Origin of the sequence: Nostoc edaphicum CCNP1411, from assembly GCF_014023275.1 — a bacterium.
Taxonomy (GTDB): Bacteria; Cyanobacteriota; Cyanobacteriia; order Cyanobacteriales; family Nostocaceae; genus Nostoc; species Nostoc edaphicum_A.
In genome coordinates this window covers 1,581,678-1,599,594 of the sequence record NZ_CP054698.1, presented here as the reverse complement: position 1 = coordinate 1,599,594, position 17,917 = coordinate 1,581,678, and the positions used below count along the sequence as shown (strand labels likewise).

Genomic DNA, 17,917 nt, shown 5'->3' with positions numbered 1-17,917 from the left:
CTAATATTATACAATCTAGCTGCGTAACAGCTTACTACAAAAAAGTCTGGGCTACTAAGGTGTCTTGATTTTAGTTGTTGCGTACAGTAATAGATAGTCAGGTTTGCCGTCGCATAAAAATCATTTCTGTCTCGCCACAGCCATTTCAGGCATTCTAAAAGTAAGATTATTTGTCGCATGTGCAGTTCTGTTTCCCAGGGAGGTTCGTCACTATATAAATCACCTGGTGGAAATATCACATCTTGAGAAATATCTTCAATAGATTCTGATTCTTGGGTGATGGTCATAGAATCAATCCGGCATTAATTAGTTCTGGGTTGATTTTAACAGTGTTGTAAATGGCTATGCGTAGCTGACTGTAAAAGTATCCTATTTTTAATGTAAGGGTAAATAAACTATTCGGTTTTGATATTCATCTTCTTCTGATGCCAAAGTAGGTATTATTAATTCTTCTATATTTTCACGTTGGCTTGTCTTTCAATTCGGAGTTGGCGCAGTTTTTCTGACACTGACGGGGGATTAAGTCTCTGTTGTTCTCGCATTCTATGACCGTGTTCTATCCAATTTTTGATGTAAACACTGACAGTTTCTTTGTTTTGCAGATAATAAAAAATTGTTGCATATACTTGTTCTAAAGATATTGTTTGATAAAATTGGGCAATTTCTTCTGGAGAACGTCCACAATTTCAATACCAATTCTTGAGTCTTTCAGTCTAATGTCTTCAGAAGAGAGAAAGTTGAAATACTCCGCGATATGCTTGGTAGACATAGATTGACCTATATTCATAGTTAGTTATTATAATTATGATAATTTTTTTATAAAAGCGATCGCACTACATTAAGGCTTTGCAAAAAAATGCGATCGCATTCTTAGAGGATGTTTTAAAAGTATTTGGCTGTGATTTTAGGCACTTAATGATCCCCCCTAGCCCCCTTAAAAAGGGGGGAACCAGAAAAACATCTATCAAAGTCCCCCTTTTTAAGGGGGATTTAGGGGGATCAAGATATATGCAACTTCACATTAAATTGGTATTAATGCTACACTGTAGTCAATATCAAACCTCATCACAACTCCAACGAGATAGCACAAATGAAGTAGTACCAAATACCTGTTGCGCCAAAGCAACAAATGTCAACAAAGAATAAACGCAACTAGTTTGACAGGCTTACTTCACATAGTCATGCACTAAAAATATTGTCATCACTCCTATATACATAGAAACGCTTGACGATTGTCTGCTCTGGTTTTTTTGTGTCTAATCTACCCGCAGCTTTTGGAAAAATGCGGGTGGAAGTTTGCGAATTGAGGTTTGAGAAGAATGCCGAAAAAATCAATATTGGTAGCTGAGAATTTAGCCTATAATCTCAGCTTAGACAGAACTTTATTTCAAGAAGTTCATGTGAGTATCGAGGCGGGCGATCGCATTGCTTTAGTTGGTCGCAACGGAATAGGAAAATCAACCCTACTCAAGATACTTGCAAGTCAACTCAGCCCCAATACAGGCTCAGTTTTGCATCATGGTATTGTCTATTATTTGCCACAAATCAGCACTATCAGACAAGAAATTACAGCAGAGACAGTGCTTAATTTTTTGATTTCTATCTCAGATGAATGGTGGAAGATTGAGGATATTTTGCAAACAAAATTTGATACAAATATTGATTTGTCTCTACCAATTACTAACTTGAGTGGAGGAGAACTCACAAAACTATTTCTAGCGATCGGTTTAGCTCAAGAACCAAATTTGCTATTGCTGGATGAGCCAACCAACCACATGGATTTGCAAGCGTTAGAAAGTTTAAGGCAATTTCTCCAAAATTTCACTGGCGCGTTTGTGATTGTCTCACATAAACCTTTTTTCCTAGACCAAGTGACATCTGTAACTTGGGAACTTACACCTGTTGGCTTGAAAATATATGGTGGTAATTTCTCGTACTATCGAGAACAGAAAGAAATCGAGTTAGAAGCAGCATTGCGATCGCACGAAATCGCCAGAAAGGAACTCAAACATACCCAAGCCACAGCGATGCAAGAACAGCAACGCGCAGCCCAATCTAAGCATAACGGTCGCGCCAAGTTTCTGAATGGTAGTATTGATAGAATGTCAGCAGGACTGATTAAAACCAAAGCTGAGGTGTCTACCGGAACTGCAAAAAAGAAACACGAAGCAGCAGTAGCAAAGGCTAATCAAAAGGTTGCAGAGACGAAAGTCAAAACTACGAAAGTCACAAGTATTCAGCTAGAAGAAAAAAATCAAAAACGCCGGAATCTAATTAATATCCAGGGTGCAAATCTTAGGATATCAGAACGTCTGTTGATTCAAAATATTCAATTGCATATCTCCTCTGGCGATCGCATATCCATTTTCGGCGCAAATGGTTCTGGTAAATCGAGTCTGGTAAAGGCAATTTTGGGAATGGAAAACCAAGCAGCAGTTTTAGAATCTGGTGAGGTTTTGCTCACACCAGCGATGAAAGCTGTATATCTCGATCAAACCTACGAATTGGTAAATCGACAATACACAATTCTGGAAAATATGCAAGCTGCCAATCCTGATCTCAGCTATCAGCTTTTGCGTCAACAACTGGGACACTTCCTTTTTAAATATGATGACGTTCACAAAAGCGCTTCCATACTGAGTGGGGGTGAGTTAGCAAGATTAGCGATTGCTATGATCAGTATCTCAGAAATCGATCTGCTGATTCTCGATGAGCCAACTAATAACCTGGATATTGAAACCGTTGAACAGATGGTTGTAGGTATCAATGATTACCAAGGAGCGCTTTGGGTAATTTCCCACGATATCGATTTCCTCAGCCGGATTAATATTACCCAAGGTTTCAAGTTGAGGGAAAAAACTTTGCAAATGACAACTTATTTACCGAGTACACCAGAGCAATATTATCAAGAGTTAGCTGGAATGCCATAAATAAAGCGATCGCCAACGCCAAATTTCTGGCTCTACAATAGAAGCCGCAAAGCATACAGGCAAGTTATAATTCTCTTGCGGTGCAACGTAACAAAAATTTATGAGTAATCCCCTTGTGCAAGCCTTTTTCGTAGGCAGAGCGGTAGCTGAAGTAGTTAATGAGCGTTTAGAGGTCGCCTTGACCGATGCTTTGAGTGATCTGGGCAAATTTGATGCAGAAGCTAGAGAGCAATTGCGCCAGTTTACAGAAGAAGTCCTAGAGCGGGCAAATCGGGCAGCAGAATCAGCTAATGCTGGTCAAGCTACCGCAGGTAGTGGGCAAGCTAGCTCTGATTCCGGTGACTTGCAAGCAGATATTGACGAATTAAGAGCAGAAATTGCCCTATTACGAACAGAATTGCAACATTATCGTCGAACTTCTGCATAAATTTTAGTCATTAGTCATTAGTCATTAGTCATTGGTCAAAAATTATCCACGAATGACAAAAGACAAATGACAAAGGACACTTAAGAAAAAACAGTTTAGGAATCAGAGTGTCTTTTCTTCCAAGTGATTCGGTCGCAAACCAACGGTACACAAAGTATATGGAACAAGGTTATTCAGAGAAGGCATACCGTTGGAATCGGGAAAAATACTCTAGCAGACGGCGTTTTGTGGACATTTGGTCTTTTGTCTTGACCTTATTGTTCAAACTTTGGCTATACAACAAATCTTGGAGTTATCCGGGTGGTGTGAGTGACGCAAAGCAAGCTGCAAGACGCAAAACCCAAGCGGTTTGGATTCGCAATACCCTACTGGATTTAGGGCCAACCTTCATCAAAGTTGGGCAACTGTTTTCTACCCGTGCTGATATATTCCCTGGTGAATATGTAGAAGAACTAGCAAAGTTACAAGACAAAGTACCGGCATTTAGCTATGAGCAAGTAGAAGCGATCATTGAGAAAGAACTAGGCAAAAAAATTCCTGAACTCTTCCATAATTTTGAACCGATTCCCTTAGCTGCTGCTAGCTTGGGGCAAGTACACAAAGCTGTGCTACATACTGGGGAATCGGTTGTTGTCAAGGTACAACGTCCTGGACTAAAGAAGTTATTTGAAATAGATTTACAGATTCTCAAAGGAATTACCCGCTACTTTCAAAACCATCCCAAATGGGGACGGGGGAGAGATTGGTTGGGTATTTACGAAGAATGTTGCCGCATTCTTTGGGAAGAAATTGATTATCTTAACGAAGGTCGTAACGCCGATACTTTTCGCCGGAACTTTCGCGGCTACGATTGGGTGAATGTCCCCAGAATATACTGGCGTTACGCTACGTCCAGAGTGCTGACTTTAGAATATCTTCCTGGAATTAAAATTAGCCAATACGAAGCTTTAGAAGCAGCGGGTTTGGATCGGAAAGCGATCGCTCGTCAAGGCGCTCAAGCCTACTTACTACAATTACTCAATAGTGGCTTTTTCCACGCCGATCCTCACCCAGGCAATATTGCCGTCAGTGCAAATGGCGCTCTAATATTCTACGATTTCGGTATGATGGGGCGGATTAAGTCCAACATCCGCGAAGGACTGATGCAAACACTGTTTGGCATTGCCCAAAAAGATGGCGATCGCGTTGTGCAATCTCTGATCGATTTAGGTGCGATCGCCCCAACCGATGACATGGGGCCAGTCCGGCGTTCCGTCCAGTATATGCTGGACAATTTCATGGACAAACCTTTTGAAAACCAATCAGTCGCGGCAATCAGTGACGACCTTTACGAAATAGCTTATAATCAGCCATTTAGATTTCCTGCAACTTTCACTTTTGTGATGCGAGCCTTTTCTACTCTGGAAGGGGTAGGCAAAGGCTTAGATCCAGAATTCAATTTTATGGAAGTTGCCAAACCGTATGCAATGCAACTTATGACCGATATGAATGGTTCTGAGGGGAATAGCTTTCTGAACGAATTAAGTCGCCAAGCAGCTCAGGTAAGTAGTACCGCCTTTGGTCTACCACGTAGATTAGAGGATACACTAGAGAAGCTAGAGCAGGGAGACATGCGCTTGCGCGTTCGATCTATAGAAACTGAACGCCTGCTACGACGACAGAGCAGTATTCAACTCTCAATAAGTTATGCTCTGTTAATCAGTGGTTTCACACTTTCAGCTACGATTTTAGTGGTTAGCAATTATGTATGGTGGGCACTAGTGCCTGGTTTAATTGTAGCGGCGCTCTCAGTGATCCTGATCCGACTAATTTTACGCCTAGACCGTTACGATCGTATGTATTAATTGTTGCAAAAAAAATTATGAAACTTAATTTCACGGGTTTTAGTGATCCGGGACTTATTCGTTCTACTAATCAGGATGCTTACTATATCGACCCAGAAGGGCGGTTTTTCGTCGTCGCCGATGGAATGGGTGGTCATGCCGGAGGTGAGGAAGCAAGTCGCATTGCTACTGAAGAAATTCAGACGTATTTAGTAGCAAATTGGGAATCTTCTAAATCTTCTCAAGAATTGCTAGAGCAAGCTTTGTGGGGTGCCAATGAAGCGATTTTGCAGGATCAGCAAAACCATCCCGAACGCGCTGACATGGGTACAACGGTTGTCGCAGTAATTTTTCGTGCCCCAGAGTCTCCTTGGTGCGCTCATGTTGGCGATTCGCGGCTGTATCGCTTGCGGGAGTCGCACTTAGAACAGGTAACAGAAGACCATACTTGGGTAGCACGAGCAATCAAAATCGGTGACATCACTTTAGATGAAGCGCGATTACATCCTTTTCGTCATGTATTATCGCGCTGTTTGGGACGTGAAGACTTGCATCAGGTTGATGTGCAACCACTAGATGTCAAAGCTGGCGATCGCTTGCTGTTATGTAGTGATGGTCTTACAGAAGAACTTGTTGAGCAAAAGATTGCTAGCTGTCTCCAAGATAGTCCTTGGCTTGATAAAGCTGCCATCTCTCTAATTGAGGCTGCCAAAGAGCATGGAGGGCACGATAACATTACAGTTGTCATCGTCTCACTCGAAGAAAATAGTCATTAGTTATTGCTCTTTTTTCAAGGATAAAGAACAAATCCGGTAAATATACTCAGTAATTTGTTCAGTGTGAGCATTTTTCCTTTTTACAATTTGATACAAATATTTTTAGCCTCTAAAATGACCTTAAGAGGCTAGATTTGCATAAATTGGTTAATTGACATCTTGCACGTAATAAGGTAAAGCGACTATAATTCACGCTTATTACCATTAATTCCCCAACCTCCTTAAAGTCTCCGCCCTCCGAAGCTTCCTCCATACTGGAGGAGAAAGCATCTTAGGTTTTCTAAAGAGAAAAACTAAGACGGGTTTTGCATAGCACTTGTTCTTCTCCTCAAAGGAGAATTGTGCAAAGCAAGAAGGAATCAGGGAGGTAGTTATACTTATCCGAGGCTAAATAGAGCCTATTTTCCGGAATATGGTTCAGCTAACTTGGGTGGTATATCAGTAGGATTAGGTGCAAGATATCAGAGCAGAAAAAGTCCACATTTCGGATGTGGGCAATCTGTCAAACAATTGTTATCTTTCGTAATACGGGGGAACAAATGTTGGACAGATATGAGTCCAAATCTTATCCCATTTGGACTTCTGTGAGCGATATCACCTTTACGCGTTGTTTTTTCGGAGTTAACTTATGAATCAACCCATGAAACTATCCTTGGAACAGCAATTCAGCATCTGCTCATTTGCTACTCAGGTACAAAATATGAGCCACGAACAAGCTAAAGACTTTTTAGTTAAGCTCTATGAGCAAATGGTTGTGCGCGAGGCAACTTATCAAGAGCTTCTTAAGCACCAGTGGGGCTTAGATTCCGGTTCCACTATGGCATAGAGTCGTTCTGATGTCGCAGTGGACGACCTCCTTCTCTTGCTTGGTTCCAAGGAGGAAAAGAGCTGGGGATGCCGGGGCGTCAACTTCGATAAGTAATTCCACAAGAGCGGTGCAAAAGTTCAATCCACGAAATTAACTAAGAATGAGTAAACATTGTCTACGGCATATCTGTTGGAGTCTAGACTTAATTTCAGCTTTATAGACTAAATTTGCTGTTTGCTTTAGCCAAACTTCTTCTTGTTTCGTCTAGTCTGAGAATCACACCTGCGTAAATTGACAATTTCCTGGAATATATACAGAAGAATATTCAGAGAGAATTTAGACAGCACTAATTTGGCAGCTAGTGATTTCACTCTTTATACATATAACTAGAACTTACATCTTTATATATACTTTGTTTATAAAAGTTTACATTATTTCAGTGCCTACCCCTTAGTTACATCTAAAACACGTAACATTCAGAAATTATTCTTAGTAGTCTGTCAAGGCAAGTTTGCTTTGTTTAAAATTCTCCGCGCCTTTGTGTCAGTCTCAACCCGTCAAATTTGGATTGACAGACCACTAGCTGGAAAGATCGTATGGAGAATCTGTATCAATACTTTCTAGTTTTGTTAGAATTTGAGGCTTAATCTTTTCATACTCACTTTTGAGTAAGCTTTTACTGATTTGTGGGTCAGCAGAGGACATTAAGGTGTTGCTCATTGCGACCCACTCTTGTAGTCGCTGGCGCTGGGCAGAAGCGACGCTGGAAAGTAAGATATGGGTACAGCGATTTGGTGTTTCTCGTGCAAAGAATAACAGGCGGTAGTAACCTGTGTGCTGGAGTAACCTAGCAATTTCTTGACCAAGACTGCTTTTGAGATCAAGGTAATAAGGCAACCATTTAGCACCATGCTTGCGGTTATAAATGACAGTAATCCATAGCAACATGGGATGAGGAATAGAGATGAAAAGAAATTGGTTATAACGGGTACAGAGTAAGCGCTTCTGAATTTCTTCTTGTGGTAGCATCACCCATAGGGCTGGTAAAATCTCCCCATTGGTGTGAATGGTCTGGGGAAAGACAATATCGGCAATTGGTTTATTTTGGGGCCAGGAAATGGCACGAGCGATTTCATCGTTTGACCAGGATACCCGCAAATCGGCTTTAGTCTTTTGTTCAAGCTCAGGGCTAGCTGTAGTAGAAGGAACTAGAGCATGGCTGTCTTGCTGAATTTTGCGTGTATGCTCAGGCTTTTCTAGAGATGCTAAAACTCTTAGAATTTCAGTGATACTTTGGGGGCGATCGCGTGCTAGTTTAGCTAGACAACTCATCACCAAATTTTCGATTTCTTTTGGTAGTTCTAATCCAGGCGCAACCTCAGCAAAAGAACGTGGTTTTTGATAGTGATGTGTTTTATACCATGCTCCAAAAGAGTGAGTTGGTGCTACCAGTGGCATTTTGCCTGTGAGCATCTCAAACATCATGACGCCCAAACTATAAATATCAGCACGGTTGTCTAATTCCTTACCCTCCATTTGTTCGGGAGAAGAATAAGCCAATGTCCCCAAATAGAATTTTGTATGGTCACCATCTGACTGTAATAATTTAGCAATACCAAAATCTAGAACCTTGACCAATTCTCCAAAACTGGGATCTTGAATCACCAGCATATTGCTTGGCTTGACATCACGATGGATAATTGGGCAAATAGTACCATCAACTGGAATGCCATCATGGGCGCACTGTAATCCCAGGCTGAGTTGACGCGCCATACTCAAGAATCTTGGTAAAGGCAGTCGTTGCTTGCGAATAATATTGTTCAGGCTTTGTCCTTGTAGATATTCCATGACGTAGAACGGGGTATTATTGTCATCTACGCCATAATCCATAACTCGGACAATGTGGATGCTTTTTTGCCCTAATAAAGCACAGGTTTTTGCTTCTCGCTCAAAGCGGTCTTGCAATCGCATCTTTTCATTTTGGATTGAGAGAGCGAGAAACTTAACCGCAACAGGTACACCTCCCAACAAAGTATCTTTAGCACGATAAACCCGACCCATTGCTCCAGTACCGATTAACTCCTGGAGTTGGTAGCGTTTGCTGAGTAAGCGACCAATGTTGGGGTCTGACATAGAAAATTTGAATCCAAAAGCAGGTTGTAAGTGTTTGGGAGGAAAAGTGCATTCAAACTGATATCTGAGTTATTGCGCCTAGAAATGACTTTCTACGCTCGTACCGCAAGCTAGAAGTCGGAAGTCAAAAGGCAAAAAGCTTATAGGATAGGCTTTTGTGCGATTTTCAATCATTGCTCTATTTGGGCGGTGCTGTACTAGCTTTTTCAGTCGTCTTTTAGAGTATTGAAACCATAATCTAGCAGTTTGTAACCAAGACGGTTATTACAACTGGTGCAATACGCTAAATCAAACAAGCAGAAAGGGTAGATTTATAATGATGCTTTGTACCATTTTGCACTTTAATTGTGGTGTAGTTTTAGTTTGCCCAATTTTGACTAAATAGATAACTCTAGGGTATGCCAAAAACTTTAATTAGGAAGTACCACGCTCACCACAGAGTTCTGAAAATTGAGTAATGAGTGCAGAGTAAAGTATTTGCTAAAAAGCCAGGGGTTTTACCAGATAAAGAAAACTGAGTTCTTAATTTTGGATAAAGTCGAGCTGAGAGAATGTTTGTAAAGTCTAATTTCTGACTCCTCTGAGTGACTAGAAGTCGTGCACCAGTTGCTCATGGGGGAAACTTCCAGACGTTAAGCTGCGCGTAGGTTACTTCCCCGTAAGAGTATGCGGAATCTTTGGCGCAGTCTCTTCTATCGAGAGGCTGCACTATACGCTAGAGCTTCTCCCCTTCGGTGCGAGACGAGCCTTCTATAATTCGGAGAAGACCGCACTGGCTTGACTACACAGACAAAACTCACCTCCACAGATCATCAAACCCTTGAATTGGTATGCTTTCCACGGAGCCACATTTTGCTTATGTGGTAGCTAATCTATAGTCACCCAATACTGTTAAAAAATTGTCTTATTGCCTGACCATATTTTTGACCTTTAGGCTCATTCTGCAACTATGTAATGATGCATTTTTTTAATAAAACTGTCATCCTACTAATTAGTAGTTTTTCGTTTTTTCTGTATGTTAGGATAAATGTCAAAACTTGATTTATTACCCATTACATAGTATTGAAATCGACGCTCGATAATTTTGTTCAATCTGGAAATAAAATCATAAATAAAGCCTGGATTGTTCCTAATTTCTGTCAATGCCGTGATCAATTTTCCTTGTTTTATAGGCTCTACAACTTGAAGGTAAGCTAGATTTTTCTTATAGACTGCAAGATTAGAAGACAGAGCGCGAATTAAAGCTGGATTCTTTTTCACAACCTCTTGTTGCATGAAAGAATTAGTAGCCTTGCAGTATTGATTTAGACGTGGTAATTGGCTTTGATATACAAGAGAACCAGGGCGCGAACGGTAGAAATAATAAGGTTTTGGTTCAATAAAAAAGCGAGCTCCTTTGATTAAGCATTTCATATCAAGCCAAAAGTCTTGACCCATTCTGATGTCTTCATCATATTCGATGCCGTGCTTAACCAAAAATTCTCGTTTGAATAGAGGCTTGCTTAAACCAAGATGCAACCCTGTTTCTCCATAAATATCAGTTTCTACAAAATAAACGATATCAATTTGGAGGATTTTTTCTATACTTTCTCCACTTTCTTGAATCAATGTGCTCCAAGGGGATGTTTCACCATCCTTGATTAAATAAACATCGTCAGCAATCATGTCTGCATTGAATTCATTTGCTCGTGACACAAGCTTAGACAATCTTTCTGGAGCATACCAATCATCTGAATCAAGCACAGCAATCCATTCTCCTTGGGCTGCTCTAAGGGCACGATTTCGTGCAGCAGCAGCCCCAAGGTTTTGTTGATTAACAATAACTTTGAGACGTTGATCTGTAAAACTTTTAGCGACTTCTACAGTTTTATCACTTGAAGCATCATCGACTATGATAACTTCAATATCAGTAAGCGTTTGCTCTAAGGCTGACTCTATTGACTTCGCAATATAAGCTTCAGTATTATAAGCGGGGATAATGACAGAGACTTTAGGATTCATGAAACTAGACTCCAGACTACAAGGTTCGGTAAAAATACTAAAAGTCTGACGATAATTTGATAATTTATTTTTTAGTATACAACTCAGTAGTTAAGTGAGAATAAATGACGATTCCTCAAGGTAAGGCATGAGACATTGAACGTTAGGAAAGCAATGCGTTGCCAGAGTTTTTTGAGCGCCAGGCTTCCACGCTAGACGCACAGCAGACAGCACTGGTCTTAGGTTGACTGACGCTCTAGGCTGGCTTCCATTGTGTTAGCTAAAAAATGACCAGCTAAGATGCCACTACTGAGGTAATATGTATTTTCCGAAATACGATGTAGAGTTTCAAAGCCACTACGACGTTGACGATCGCCTAGTACCCAGTAACGCTGCACAATCGTATCTAGACCAATCCAGCCTTCACCTTCAACTTGCCCCCAAATATTGTGTTGTAGTAAAAAAGTATACTGTCGCTCTCCCTCATGCAGTCGCCCCTTGTATTGGAGAGAGATTTCTGAGCGATCGCTACCTGGGAATATCAGTTTTGTAGCCATAGTAAACCAGTTATCTCGATTCCAAGCTACCAAGGTCATACCCTTGATGCTGATTGGCGTACCATTACGTTCCAGCCAATTTCCTTCCATTGCCCAGCGTCCTGGTTCTAATAAAAAAGTATGAGCCACTTTTATATTCCCTGTCTTGATCGAGTGCCGCCAAGACTACAGTTATAGCAGTGCTGAGTTAGGAGTTAAGAGTTAGAAGTTAGGAATTCTTTTCCCACTCCCTAATCTGGACTCAAGACTGACTTTGATGAATTTCTCCCAAAAGCACTGCTTGAGGTGCCCCAGTGGCAGTAGGTAGATTGCCAGGAATGCCCAAATGTCGCCAGTAGGCTAAAACTGCAAAGGCGATCGCTTCTTTAAAATCTGCACTCAAGCCGACTTCATCTGTAGTCCAGACTGGTATTGATGTCAACAATAACTGTAATCTTTTTTTCAAATAGAGATTGCGACTACCACCGCCACATAATAGTACTTGCTGTGGCATTTGCGGCAAAAAAGTGCGGTAACTATGAACAATTGAAGCAGCTGTCAGTTCGGTAAGAGTTGCCAGTATGTCGGCAGCATTAAGTTGGTATGCTTGAGCATCTTTTAAACACTGATGCAGGTAGGTTACACCAAATAACTCTCGTCCAGTGGATTTGGGCGGCGGTAGATGAAAGTATTCTTGGTTGAGCCATTGTTCTACCAATGGATGGCAAGGAGTACCACTTGCTGCCCAATTGCCATCTTCATCGTAAGTTTTAGTACCAGCGCTTAAATGCTCTACCGCCAGATCCAACAGACTATTTCCGGGGCCAGTATCCCAAGCACGAATTTTTGAGAGCCAGTCGCCATGTCGAGGCGGAATATAAGCAACATTGCCAATACCACCAATGTTTTGAATACAACGCCCCTCCTGGGGATGACTGAGTAAATAGGCATCTACTCTGGGCACCAGAGGCGCACCATGACCACCAATAGCAATATCAGCAACGCGGAAGTTGCTCACAGTTGTAATGCCCGTAAGATGGGCAATTAATGCACCGCGTCCTAGTTGCAGACTATAACCGAGTGGGGAGTCGGGAGTGGTTTTCTTTTCTATTTCCCTATCCGCAGGTGGTCGATGATAAACCGTCTGACCGTGGGAGCCAATGAGAGTAGCTGGCTGATGACCAATTTGAATATTTTGAGCGGCTTGGGCAAAGACAATGGCGATCGCATCATCTATTTCTGCCAATTCTGCCATTGAAATGGCAACGCCTGCACCAACTGCCAATATTTTTTCTCTGAGTTCGGCTGGATAAGGATATGTTGCCCCCGCTAGCAACTCAACTTTGAGATCCAATTCTGTACCGGAAATCTCTACCAAAGCAGCGTCTATGCCATCTACGGACGTGCCACTAATTAAACCGATAACGCGAGTAGGGACAGCAGCTTCTTCAATTCGATGCATTGAGAAAGATTCTTTTGTTGATTGCAAGAGGTAGTTTAATTCATGTTACTACCTATGTCAAAAAAACTCAGGTGGCGTAGTTGACTGGAGAAGAACGAGTAGGCAGAACAAGGGAAGAATATCAAAATCAATAGCAATAAGCATGTATCTATTTCTATTGATATTGATCAGGAAACAGGGTTTTCGCAGGCTGTCCCCGGTCTTTAATAAGAAGAACATCCCAAAATACAATTTTTTAATATGTATGAGCTAACTTTACAACTTTTTTATCTTCAGACAACAAACAGATACTCTATGGATCTTTTGGGAAATAGCCAAGAGAAAAGCACAGTCTTGTAAGGGATTGACATAGCACAATGCCTCATGCCTTCTTTATCTATAACCCTAAAGATATAAGCTGTCTGCAAATGACAAAATAGCATCTTTTGTAAATAAAGCTTGTTTACGATTTAGCACTGATAACTTTGCGCTTTCTACATAAAGCAATAGATATCGCCGAACAGAATATCAGTGATTATCCTCTAAATAAAGTCCAATAATCAACATTTTCGTCTGGGCAAAATCAAATCGAAAAAGAAGTAATCTCTCTGATGTTGGAATCTAGAAGTCCATCGCACAATGAGGCTATGAACACGAAAGATTAAAAACAAAAAGGATTCTAAAATGAAAAGTCTTTTAATTAAGTCCGCGATCGCTTCTAGTGTTGTTTTGTCCTTAGCTACTTTTACCCGCCCTGTAATGGCTGCGTCTTTCTCGATATCAATAGAAAACCCAGGCGTACAAAATGCAAATTTATCAAATCTTGTTAATGCTAATATACAAAATTTTGATGGACAAGCACAAGGTTACAGTGCAACAGGCTTTCAATGGAATGAGGGAGGAACAAATATTGGTAGCTATGAGAGTACTCTGGTCATAAATGCAGACCAATATGGTGGTGCTGGTGGAACAGACAAATATTTTGATGTAGACACGAATAGATCGGGTAATGGTCAGAAAGTTTCCACACTTAATTTGACAACCCCACAAAGTTACTTTGGACTTTGGTGGTCTGCGGGAGATAGTAGCAACGTACTTACATTCCTTTCGCAAGGAGAGGTTGTCTTTTCTATGACCACCGCTGATGTAGTTGATTACATCGGAAATCTATCAAATAAAAACAGCTACTACAGTAATCCTAATTTGGCATTCCAAAATCAAAATTCTGGAGAACCCTATGCGTTCATCAACTTCTACAATGTTGGCGGAACTTTTGATCAGGTTCAATTCACCAATATTGGCGGAACTGGTTTTGAATCAGATAATCACACAGTCGCCACTGGCTACAAGAGTATCACCGGTGATGTAGTTACTCAAGCGGTTCCTGAGTCTTCTTCTGTATTAGGAGTTTTTGTAATTGGTTTTGTGGGTGCTACTTCAGTTCTGACTCGTCGAGTCAAGAAAAAGTCAGCTTTGCAATTGTCATAAGTCTAGCGTCTTGTAAACAAGACAATTTATAGCTTACATTCAGGGTCTTCTGCACTTCTGATGAAATTTGCGGGAATACCACTCTCAAGCGATCGCCACTTTTTCATAGCACCGTTTTAAAGCAATCTTATTAAAGATACTAATTCTAACTCAGTAAGATTCGCCTAATTTTCTCTATACCTTACTTCCAGCTTGCACTTTGCCTAGCGTGCCGTAGGCAGGATTTCAGAAGTTCTAGCGACAAGTAAACATTAAATGCAAGTTAGGGTGAGCTTACGTAAGTAAGCTCACCCTAACTTTTTTTGCTATTCATTGAAAGTGACGGTAAACTCCATCCCGCAAGTGGCGTGGAGTTTTTCATTTTATGATCAGCGGCTCTACAACACTTGGATAATACCCTGATTGCTTTCTACTTAGAGAGAGATGTGGGCATTAGGCTTAACTTGGGATAGAAATGATCCTAAAACCCAGGTCTTAAGAATCGATATGATAGAAAAGTAGATAAAACTTAAAAAATATTTATCGAATGGTGCTTCAATCATCTGGCTTGTCCAAGATCAAAGACTCACTAACACAAAAAATCTTTTTGGGTAATGAACCCAATGCTGAGTTGATTGCAATTCTCACCGTTTACTTTGTCCAAGGAATTTTAGGGCTATCACGTCTAGCCGTGAGCTTTTTCCTCAAAGATGAACTGCTGCTGAGTCCAGTCGAGGTGTCGGCGCTATTGGGAATTGTCTTCCTACCTTGGATGATCAAGCCGGTGTTTGGTTTTATCTCTGATGGCTTGCCTATATTTGGCTATCGTCGGCGTCCTTACTTGATTTTATCGGGGATATTGGGAACTGCTTCCTGGGTGAGTTTGGCCACAATAGTTCATACTAGCTGGGCAGCTACCTTAGCGATCGCTCTTGGTTCTCTGTCTGTCGCCATGAGTGATGTGATAGTTGACTCGCTGGTTGTGGAACGAGCCAGAGGCGAATCCCAAGCAAAAGCAGGTTCATTACAATCTCTATGCTGGGGTGCTTCTGCGATCGGAGGTTTAATCACAGCATACTTTAGCGGTCTGTTGCTCCAATACTGTACTACCCGTACTGTCTTTGGAATTACCGCCCTCTTCCCTCTCATCGTCTCAGGGGTAGCTTGGTTAATTGCTGAGTCCCCTGTCAGCAAAGATACTAAAGATAGTAATCACACCAACCCTTTAGCAATCAAAGATCAACTGAAGCAGCTACGCCAAGCCATTACCCAAAAAACAATTTGGCTACCAACGGTGTTTGTCTTCATCTGGCAAGCTACCCCAAATGCTGACTCAGCCTTTTTCTACTTCGCTACCAACGAACTCCACTTTGAACCAGAATTTTTGGGGCGAGTAAACTTGGTGGGAAGTTTCGCTTCTTTAGCAGGTGTTTGGATTTTTCAACGTTTCCTCAAGAGCATCCCTTTTCGGGTGATTTTTGCTTGGAGTACTGTGCTTTCCTCAATGTTAGGGATGACAATGCTGTTGTTAGTGACTCACACAAACAGGCTGTTGGGTATAGATGACCACTGGTTTAGCTTAGGTGATAGTCTTATTCTCACTGTGATGGGGAAAATTGCCTTTATGCAAGTGATGGTTCTAGCAGCAAGGCTTTGTCCTCCTGGAGTGGAAGCGACATTATTTGCCTTGTTAATGTCGGTGTTTAATTCAGCAGCAACGGTTTCCCATGCATTCGGGGCATTAATCACCTATTGGCTGGGGATCACCGCAACTAACTTTGAGTCACTTTGGCTATTGGTGGTAATTACTAACCTCAGCACGCTGTTACCTCTACCATTTATCAACTGGCTACCTGCTGCTGAGGAACAAACTGAGACAGCCAAAGATTCTGAACAACCGTTTTTGCCTGATTTGATGTCTGAGTTGGTACTGAGAGAATCAGAGTCGAAAATAGTGGAATAGTGTAAGAAATCTCATGCAAATTCAAGCCAGTCTGCTGCTTTGCTGTTGTAGTAACTGGCGGCATAAAGTTGCAAAAAAATTAATTTTAGCGGCTACGTATTTTTTTGTCAGGTAACAATAATAAACCAAGTATATGCAGAGTTTTAAAAGTCAAGAGAGCTTAGTTACAGAAAAATCCTACACTCGTGCAGACTGGCAAGGAGGATATCAATCTCTCACCCAAGAATTTGATTATTGGATTGATGATATAGAAGGGCAAATTCCTACAGAATTGCAAGGTACGCTGTTTAGAAATGGCCCTGGTTTACTGGATGTGAATGGGCAATTTCTTCATCACCCCTTTGATGGAGATGGGATGATTAGCAAAATTACCTTTACTAACGGCCGTGCCCATTTTCGCAACCGCTTTGTCCGCACAACTGGTTATTTGGCAGAGCAAAAGGCGGGAAAAATTCTCTATCGTGGTACTTTTGGTACTCAAAAACCTGGTGGTTGGCTAGCTAATATCTTTGACTTCAAACTCAAAAATATTGCTAATACAAATGTTATCTATTGGGGTGGTAAACTGCTAGCACTATGGGAAGGTTCTGAAGCACATCGCCTCGATCCCTATACTCTTGAAACCTTGGGGAATGAATATTTTAATGGTGTTTTATCACCAGGTGACGCTTTCGCTGCACATCCCCGTTTGGAAAAAAATTGCGATCAAGATGGAGGTGCATCTTGCCTGGTAAATTTCTCAATTAAGCCAGGATTATCTACCACTATTAATATCTTTGAGCTAAACCCAACCGGTGAAATTATCAGACGGCACGCTCATAAGGTTCCAGGTTTCTGTTTTATTCACGATTTCGTAATTACTCCCAATTACTGTATCTTCTTTCAAAATCCTGTCACCTTCAATCCCATACCTTTCGCCTTGGGAATACGTGCAGCAGGAGAATGTATTAAATTTCAGCCAAATCAGCCAACTCAAATTCTAATTATTCCCCGCTTCCCTAAAGAAGGGCAAGAAGAGATGAAAATTCTGGAAACTCAGTCGGGTTTCGTCTTCCACCATGTTAATGCTTTTGAGGTGGGAGAGGAAGTTTTGATTGACTCCATTTGCTACCAAGATTTACCAGAAGTGGAACCTAAAAGCGATTTTCGGGAAGTTGATTTTGAGGCGCTATCACCTGGACAACTTTGGCGATTTTATCTTAATCTCAAGAATGCAACAGTCCGACGGGAATTGATTGATGGCCGCTGCTGTGAATTTCCTAGCATACATCCGGCGAATGTAGGACATCTTTATCGATATCTATATATAGGTGCGGCTCATGCTGAGACTGGTAATGCTCCCTTACAAGCATTGCTGAAAATTGATTTAGAGTCTGGAGAAAGACAAGTATGGAGTGCTGCACCCCGCGGTTTTGTGGGTGAACCGATTTTTGTCCCGCGCCCAGGTTCCGAAAAGGAAGATGATGGTTGGGTATTAGCTTTGGTTTATGATGCTGCTCATCACCGCTCAGATATGGTAATTTTGGATGCTAGTGATTTCTCTAAAGGAGTAATAGCGCGACTACATTTGAAACATCATATCCCCTATGGTCTGCATGGGAGCTTTACTTCTGAGGTTTTTGGGGAAATTTGA

14 protein-coding genes and 1 pseudogene are annotated in these 17,917 nt (G+C 41.3%); 9 read left to right on the top strand and 6 right to left on the bottom strand.

All coding sequences use genetic code 11. From position 1 onward, the window contains the following. Positions 1-32: 32 nt before the first annotated feature. Positions 33-287: pseudogene (locus HUN01_RS09400) on the bottom strand (Uma2 family endonuclease); the annotation flags it as partial. 344 nt (positions 288-631) lie between these two features. Continuing rightward, positions 632-769, bottom strand: coding sequence for a hypothetical protein (locus tag HUN01_RS36355; protein WP_338044531.1), 138 nt, complete (start codon positions 767-769; stop codon positions 632-634). A gap of 239 nt (positions 770-1,008) precedes the next feature. Here HUN01_RS36355 and HUN01_RS09390 point away from each other — a divergent pair, with 239 nt between their 5' ends. The 6 genes from HUN01_RS09390 to HUN01_RS09365 all read left to right on the top strand — a co-directional run bounded on the left by HUN01_RS09390 (position 1,009) and on the right by HUN01_RS09365 (position 6,782). Next, positions 1,009-1,146, top strand: coding sequence for a hypothetical protein (locus tag HUN01_RS09390; RefSeq protein ID WP_181931038.1), 138 nt, complete (start codon positions 1,009-1,011; stop codon positions 1,144-1,146). Positions 1,147-1,319: 173 nt separating this feature from the next. Beyond that, entirely contained in the window at positions 1,320-2,930 is a 1,611-nt protein-coding gene (gene abc-f / locus HUN01_RS09385) for a ribosomal protection-like ABC-F family protein (protein ID WP_181931037.1), read from the top strand. 100 nt (positions 2,931-3,030) lie between these two features. Next, entirely contained in the window at positions 3,031-3,357 is a 327-nt protein-coding gene (locus HUN01_RS09380; protein WP_181931036.1) for a DUF6825 family protein, read from the top strand. Positions 3,358-3,515: 158 nt separating this feature from the next. Continuing rightward, complete coding sequence (locus tag HUN01_RS09375; RefSeq protein WP_181931035.1) at positions 3,516-5,201, top strand: ABC1 kinase family protein; 1,686 nt, start codon at positions 3,516-3,518, stop codon at positions 5,199-5,201. Between the two features lie 17 nt (positions 5,202-5,218). Beyond that, on the top strand, positions 5,219-5,956 hold the full coding sequence (locus HUN01_RS09370; protein WP_181931034.1) for a Stp1/IreP family PP2C-type Ser/Thr phosphatase: 738 nt from the start codon (positions 5,219-5,221) through the stop codon (positions 5,954-5,956). 628 nt (positions 5,957-6,584) lie between these two features. Further along, a complete protein-coding gene (locus HUN01_RS09365) occupies positions 6,585-6,782 on the top strand; it encodes an NblA/ycf18 family protein (protein ID WP_073640650.1) in 198 nt (65 codons plus the stop codon). Between the two features lie 561 nt (positions 6,783-7,343). On the opposite strand, the gene HUN01_RS09360 is transcribed toward HUN01_RS09365, so the two are convergent. The 4 genes from HUN01_RS09360 to HUN01_RS09345 all read right to left on the bottom strand — a co-directional run bounded on the left by HUN01_RS09360 (position 7,344) and on the right by HUN01_RS09345 (position 12,875). Beyond that, complete coding sequence (locus HUN01_RS09360) at positions 7,344-8,897, bottom strand: serine/threonine-protein kinase (RefSeq protein WP_181931033.1); 1,554 nt, start codon at positions 8,895-8,897, stop codon at positions 7,344-7,346. Between the two features lie 987 nt (positions 8,898-9,884). Then, positions 9,885-10,898, bottom strand: a complete 1,014-nt coding sequence (locus tag HUN01_RS09355) for a glycosyltransferase family 2 protein (protein WP_181931032.1) — start codon at positions 10,896-10,898, stop codon at positions 9,885-9,887. Between the two features lie 218 nt (positions 10,899-11,116). Continuing rightward, positions 11,117-11,563, bottom strand: a complete 447-nt coding sequence (locus HUN01_RS09350; RefSeq protein ID WP_181931031.1) for a hypothetical protein — start codon at positions 11,561-11,563, stop codon at positions 11,117-11,119. Between the two features lie 112 nt (positions 11,564-11,675). Then, complete coding sequence (locus HUN01_RS09345) at positions 11,676-12,875, bottom strand: anhydro-N-acetylmuramic acid kinase (protein WP_181931030.1); 1,200 nt, start codon at positions 12,873-12,875, stop codon at positions 11,676-11,678. 663 nt (positions 12,876-13,538) lie between these two features. On the opposite strand from HUN01_RS09345, the gene HUN01_RS09340 reads away from it, so the two are divergent. The 3 genes from HUN01_RS09340 (at position 13,539) to HUN01_RS09330 (ending at position 17,917) form a co-directional block, all read left to right on the top strand. After that, positions 13,539-14,342 carry an Npun_F0296 family exosortase-dependent surface protein gene (locus HUN01_RS09340; protein WP_181931029.1) on the top strand — a complete coding sequence of 268 codons (804 nt, stop codon included), beginning with the start codon at positions 13,539-13,541 and terminating at the stop codon, positions 14,340-14,342. Between the two features lie 526 nt (positions 14,343-14,868). Further along, complete coding sequence (locus HUN01_RS09335; RefSeq protein WP_181931028.1) at positions 14,869-16,284, top strand: folate/biopterin family MFS transporter; 1,416 nt, start codon at positions 14,869-14,871, stop codon at positions 16,282-16,284. Between the two features lie 133 nt (positions 16,285-16,417). Beyond that, complete coding sequence (locus tag HUN01_RS09330; protein ID WP_181931027.1) at positions 16,418-17,917, top strand: carotenoid oxygenase family protein; 1,500 nt, start codon at positions 16,418-16,420, stop codon at positions 17,915-17,917.

Coding starts and splice junctions, on each gene's coding strand:
- HUN01_RS09390 (WP_181931038.1), top strand. CDS start 1,009: ATGCAACTTCACATTAAATTGGTATTAATGCTACACTGTAGTCAATAT.
- abc-f (WP_181931037.1), top strand. CDS start 1,320: ATGCCGAAAAAATCAATATTGGTAGCTGAGAATTTAGCCTATAATCTC.
- HUN01_RS09380 (WP_181931036.1), top strand. CDS start 3,031: ATGAGTAATCCCCTTGTGCAAGCCTTTTTCGTAGGCAGAGCGGTAGCT.
- HUN01_RS09375 (WP_181931035.1), top strand. CDS start 3,516: ATGGAACAAGGTTATTCAGAGAAGGCATACCGTTGGAATCGGGAAAAA.
- HUN01_RS09335 (WP_181931028.1), top strand. CDS start 14,869: ATGGTGCTTCAATCATCTGGCTTGTCCAAGATCAAAGACTCACTAACA.
- HUN01_RS09355 (WP_181931032.1), bottom strand. CDS start 10,898: ATGAATCCTAAAGTCTCTGTCATTATCCCCGCTTATAATACTGAAGCT.
- HUN01_RS09370 (WP_181931034.1), top strand. CDS start 5,219: ATGAAACTTAATTTCACGGGTTTTAGTGATCCGGGACTTATTCGTTCT.
- HUN01_RS09345 (WP_181931030.1), bottom strand. CDS start 12,875: ATGCATCGAATTGAAGAAGCTGCTGTCCCTACTCGCGTTATCGGTTTA.
- HUN01_RS09365 (WP_073640650.1), top strand. CDS start 6,585: ATGAATCAACCCATGAAACTATCCTTGGAACAGCAATTCAGCATCTGC.
- HUN01_RS36355 (WP_338044531.1), bottom strand. CDS start 769: ATGTCTACCAAGCATATCGCGGAGTATTTCAACTTTCTCTCTTCTGAA.
- HUN01_RS09340 (WP_181931029.1), top strand. CDS start 13,539: ATGAAAAGTCTTTTAATTAAGTCCGCGATCGCTTCTAGTGTTGTTTTG.
- HUN01_RS09360 (WP_181931033.1), bottom strand. CDS start 8,897: ATGTCAGACCCCAACATTGGTCGCTTACTCAGCAAACGCTACCAACTC.
- HUN01_RS09330 (WP_181931027.1), top strand. CDS start 16,418: ATGCAGAGTTTTAAAAGTCAAGAGAGCTTAGTTACAGAAAAATCCTAC.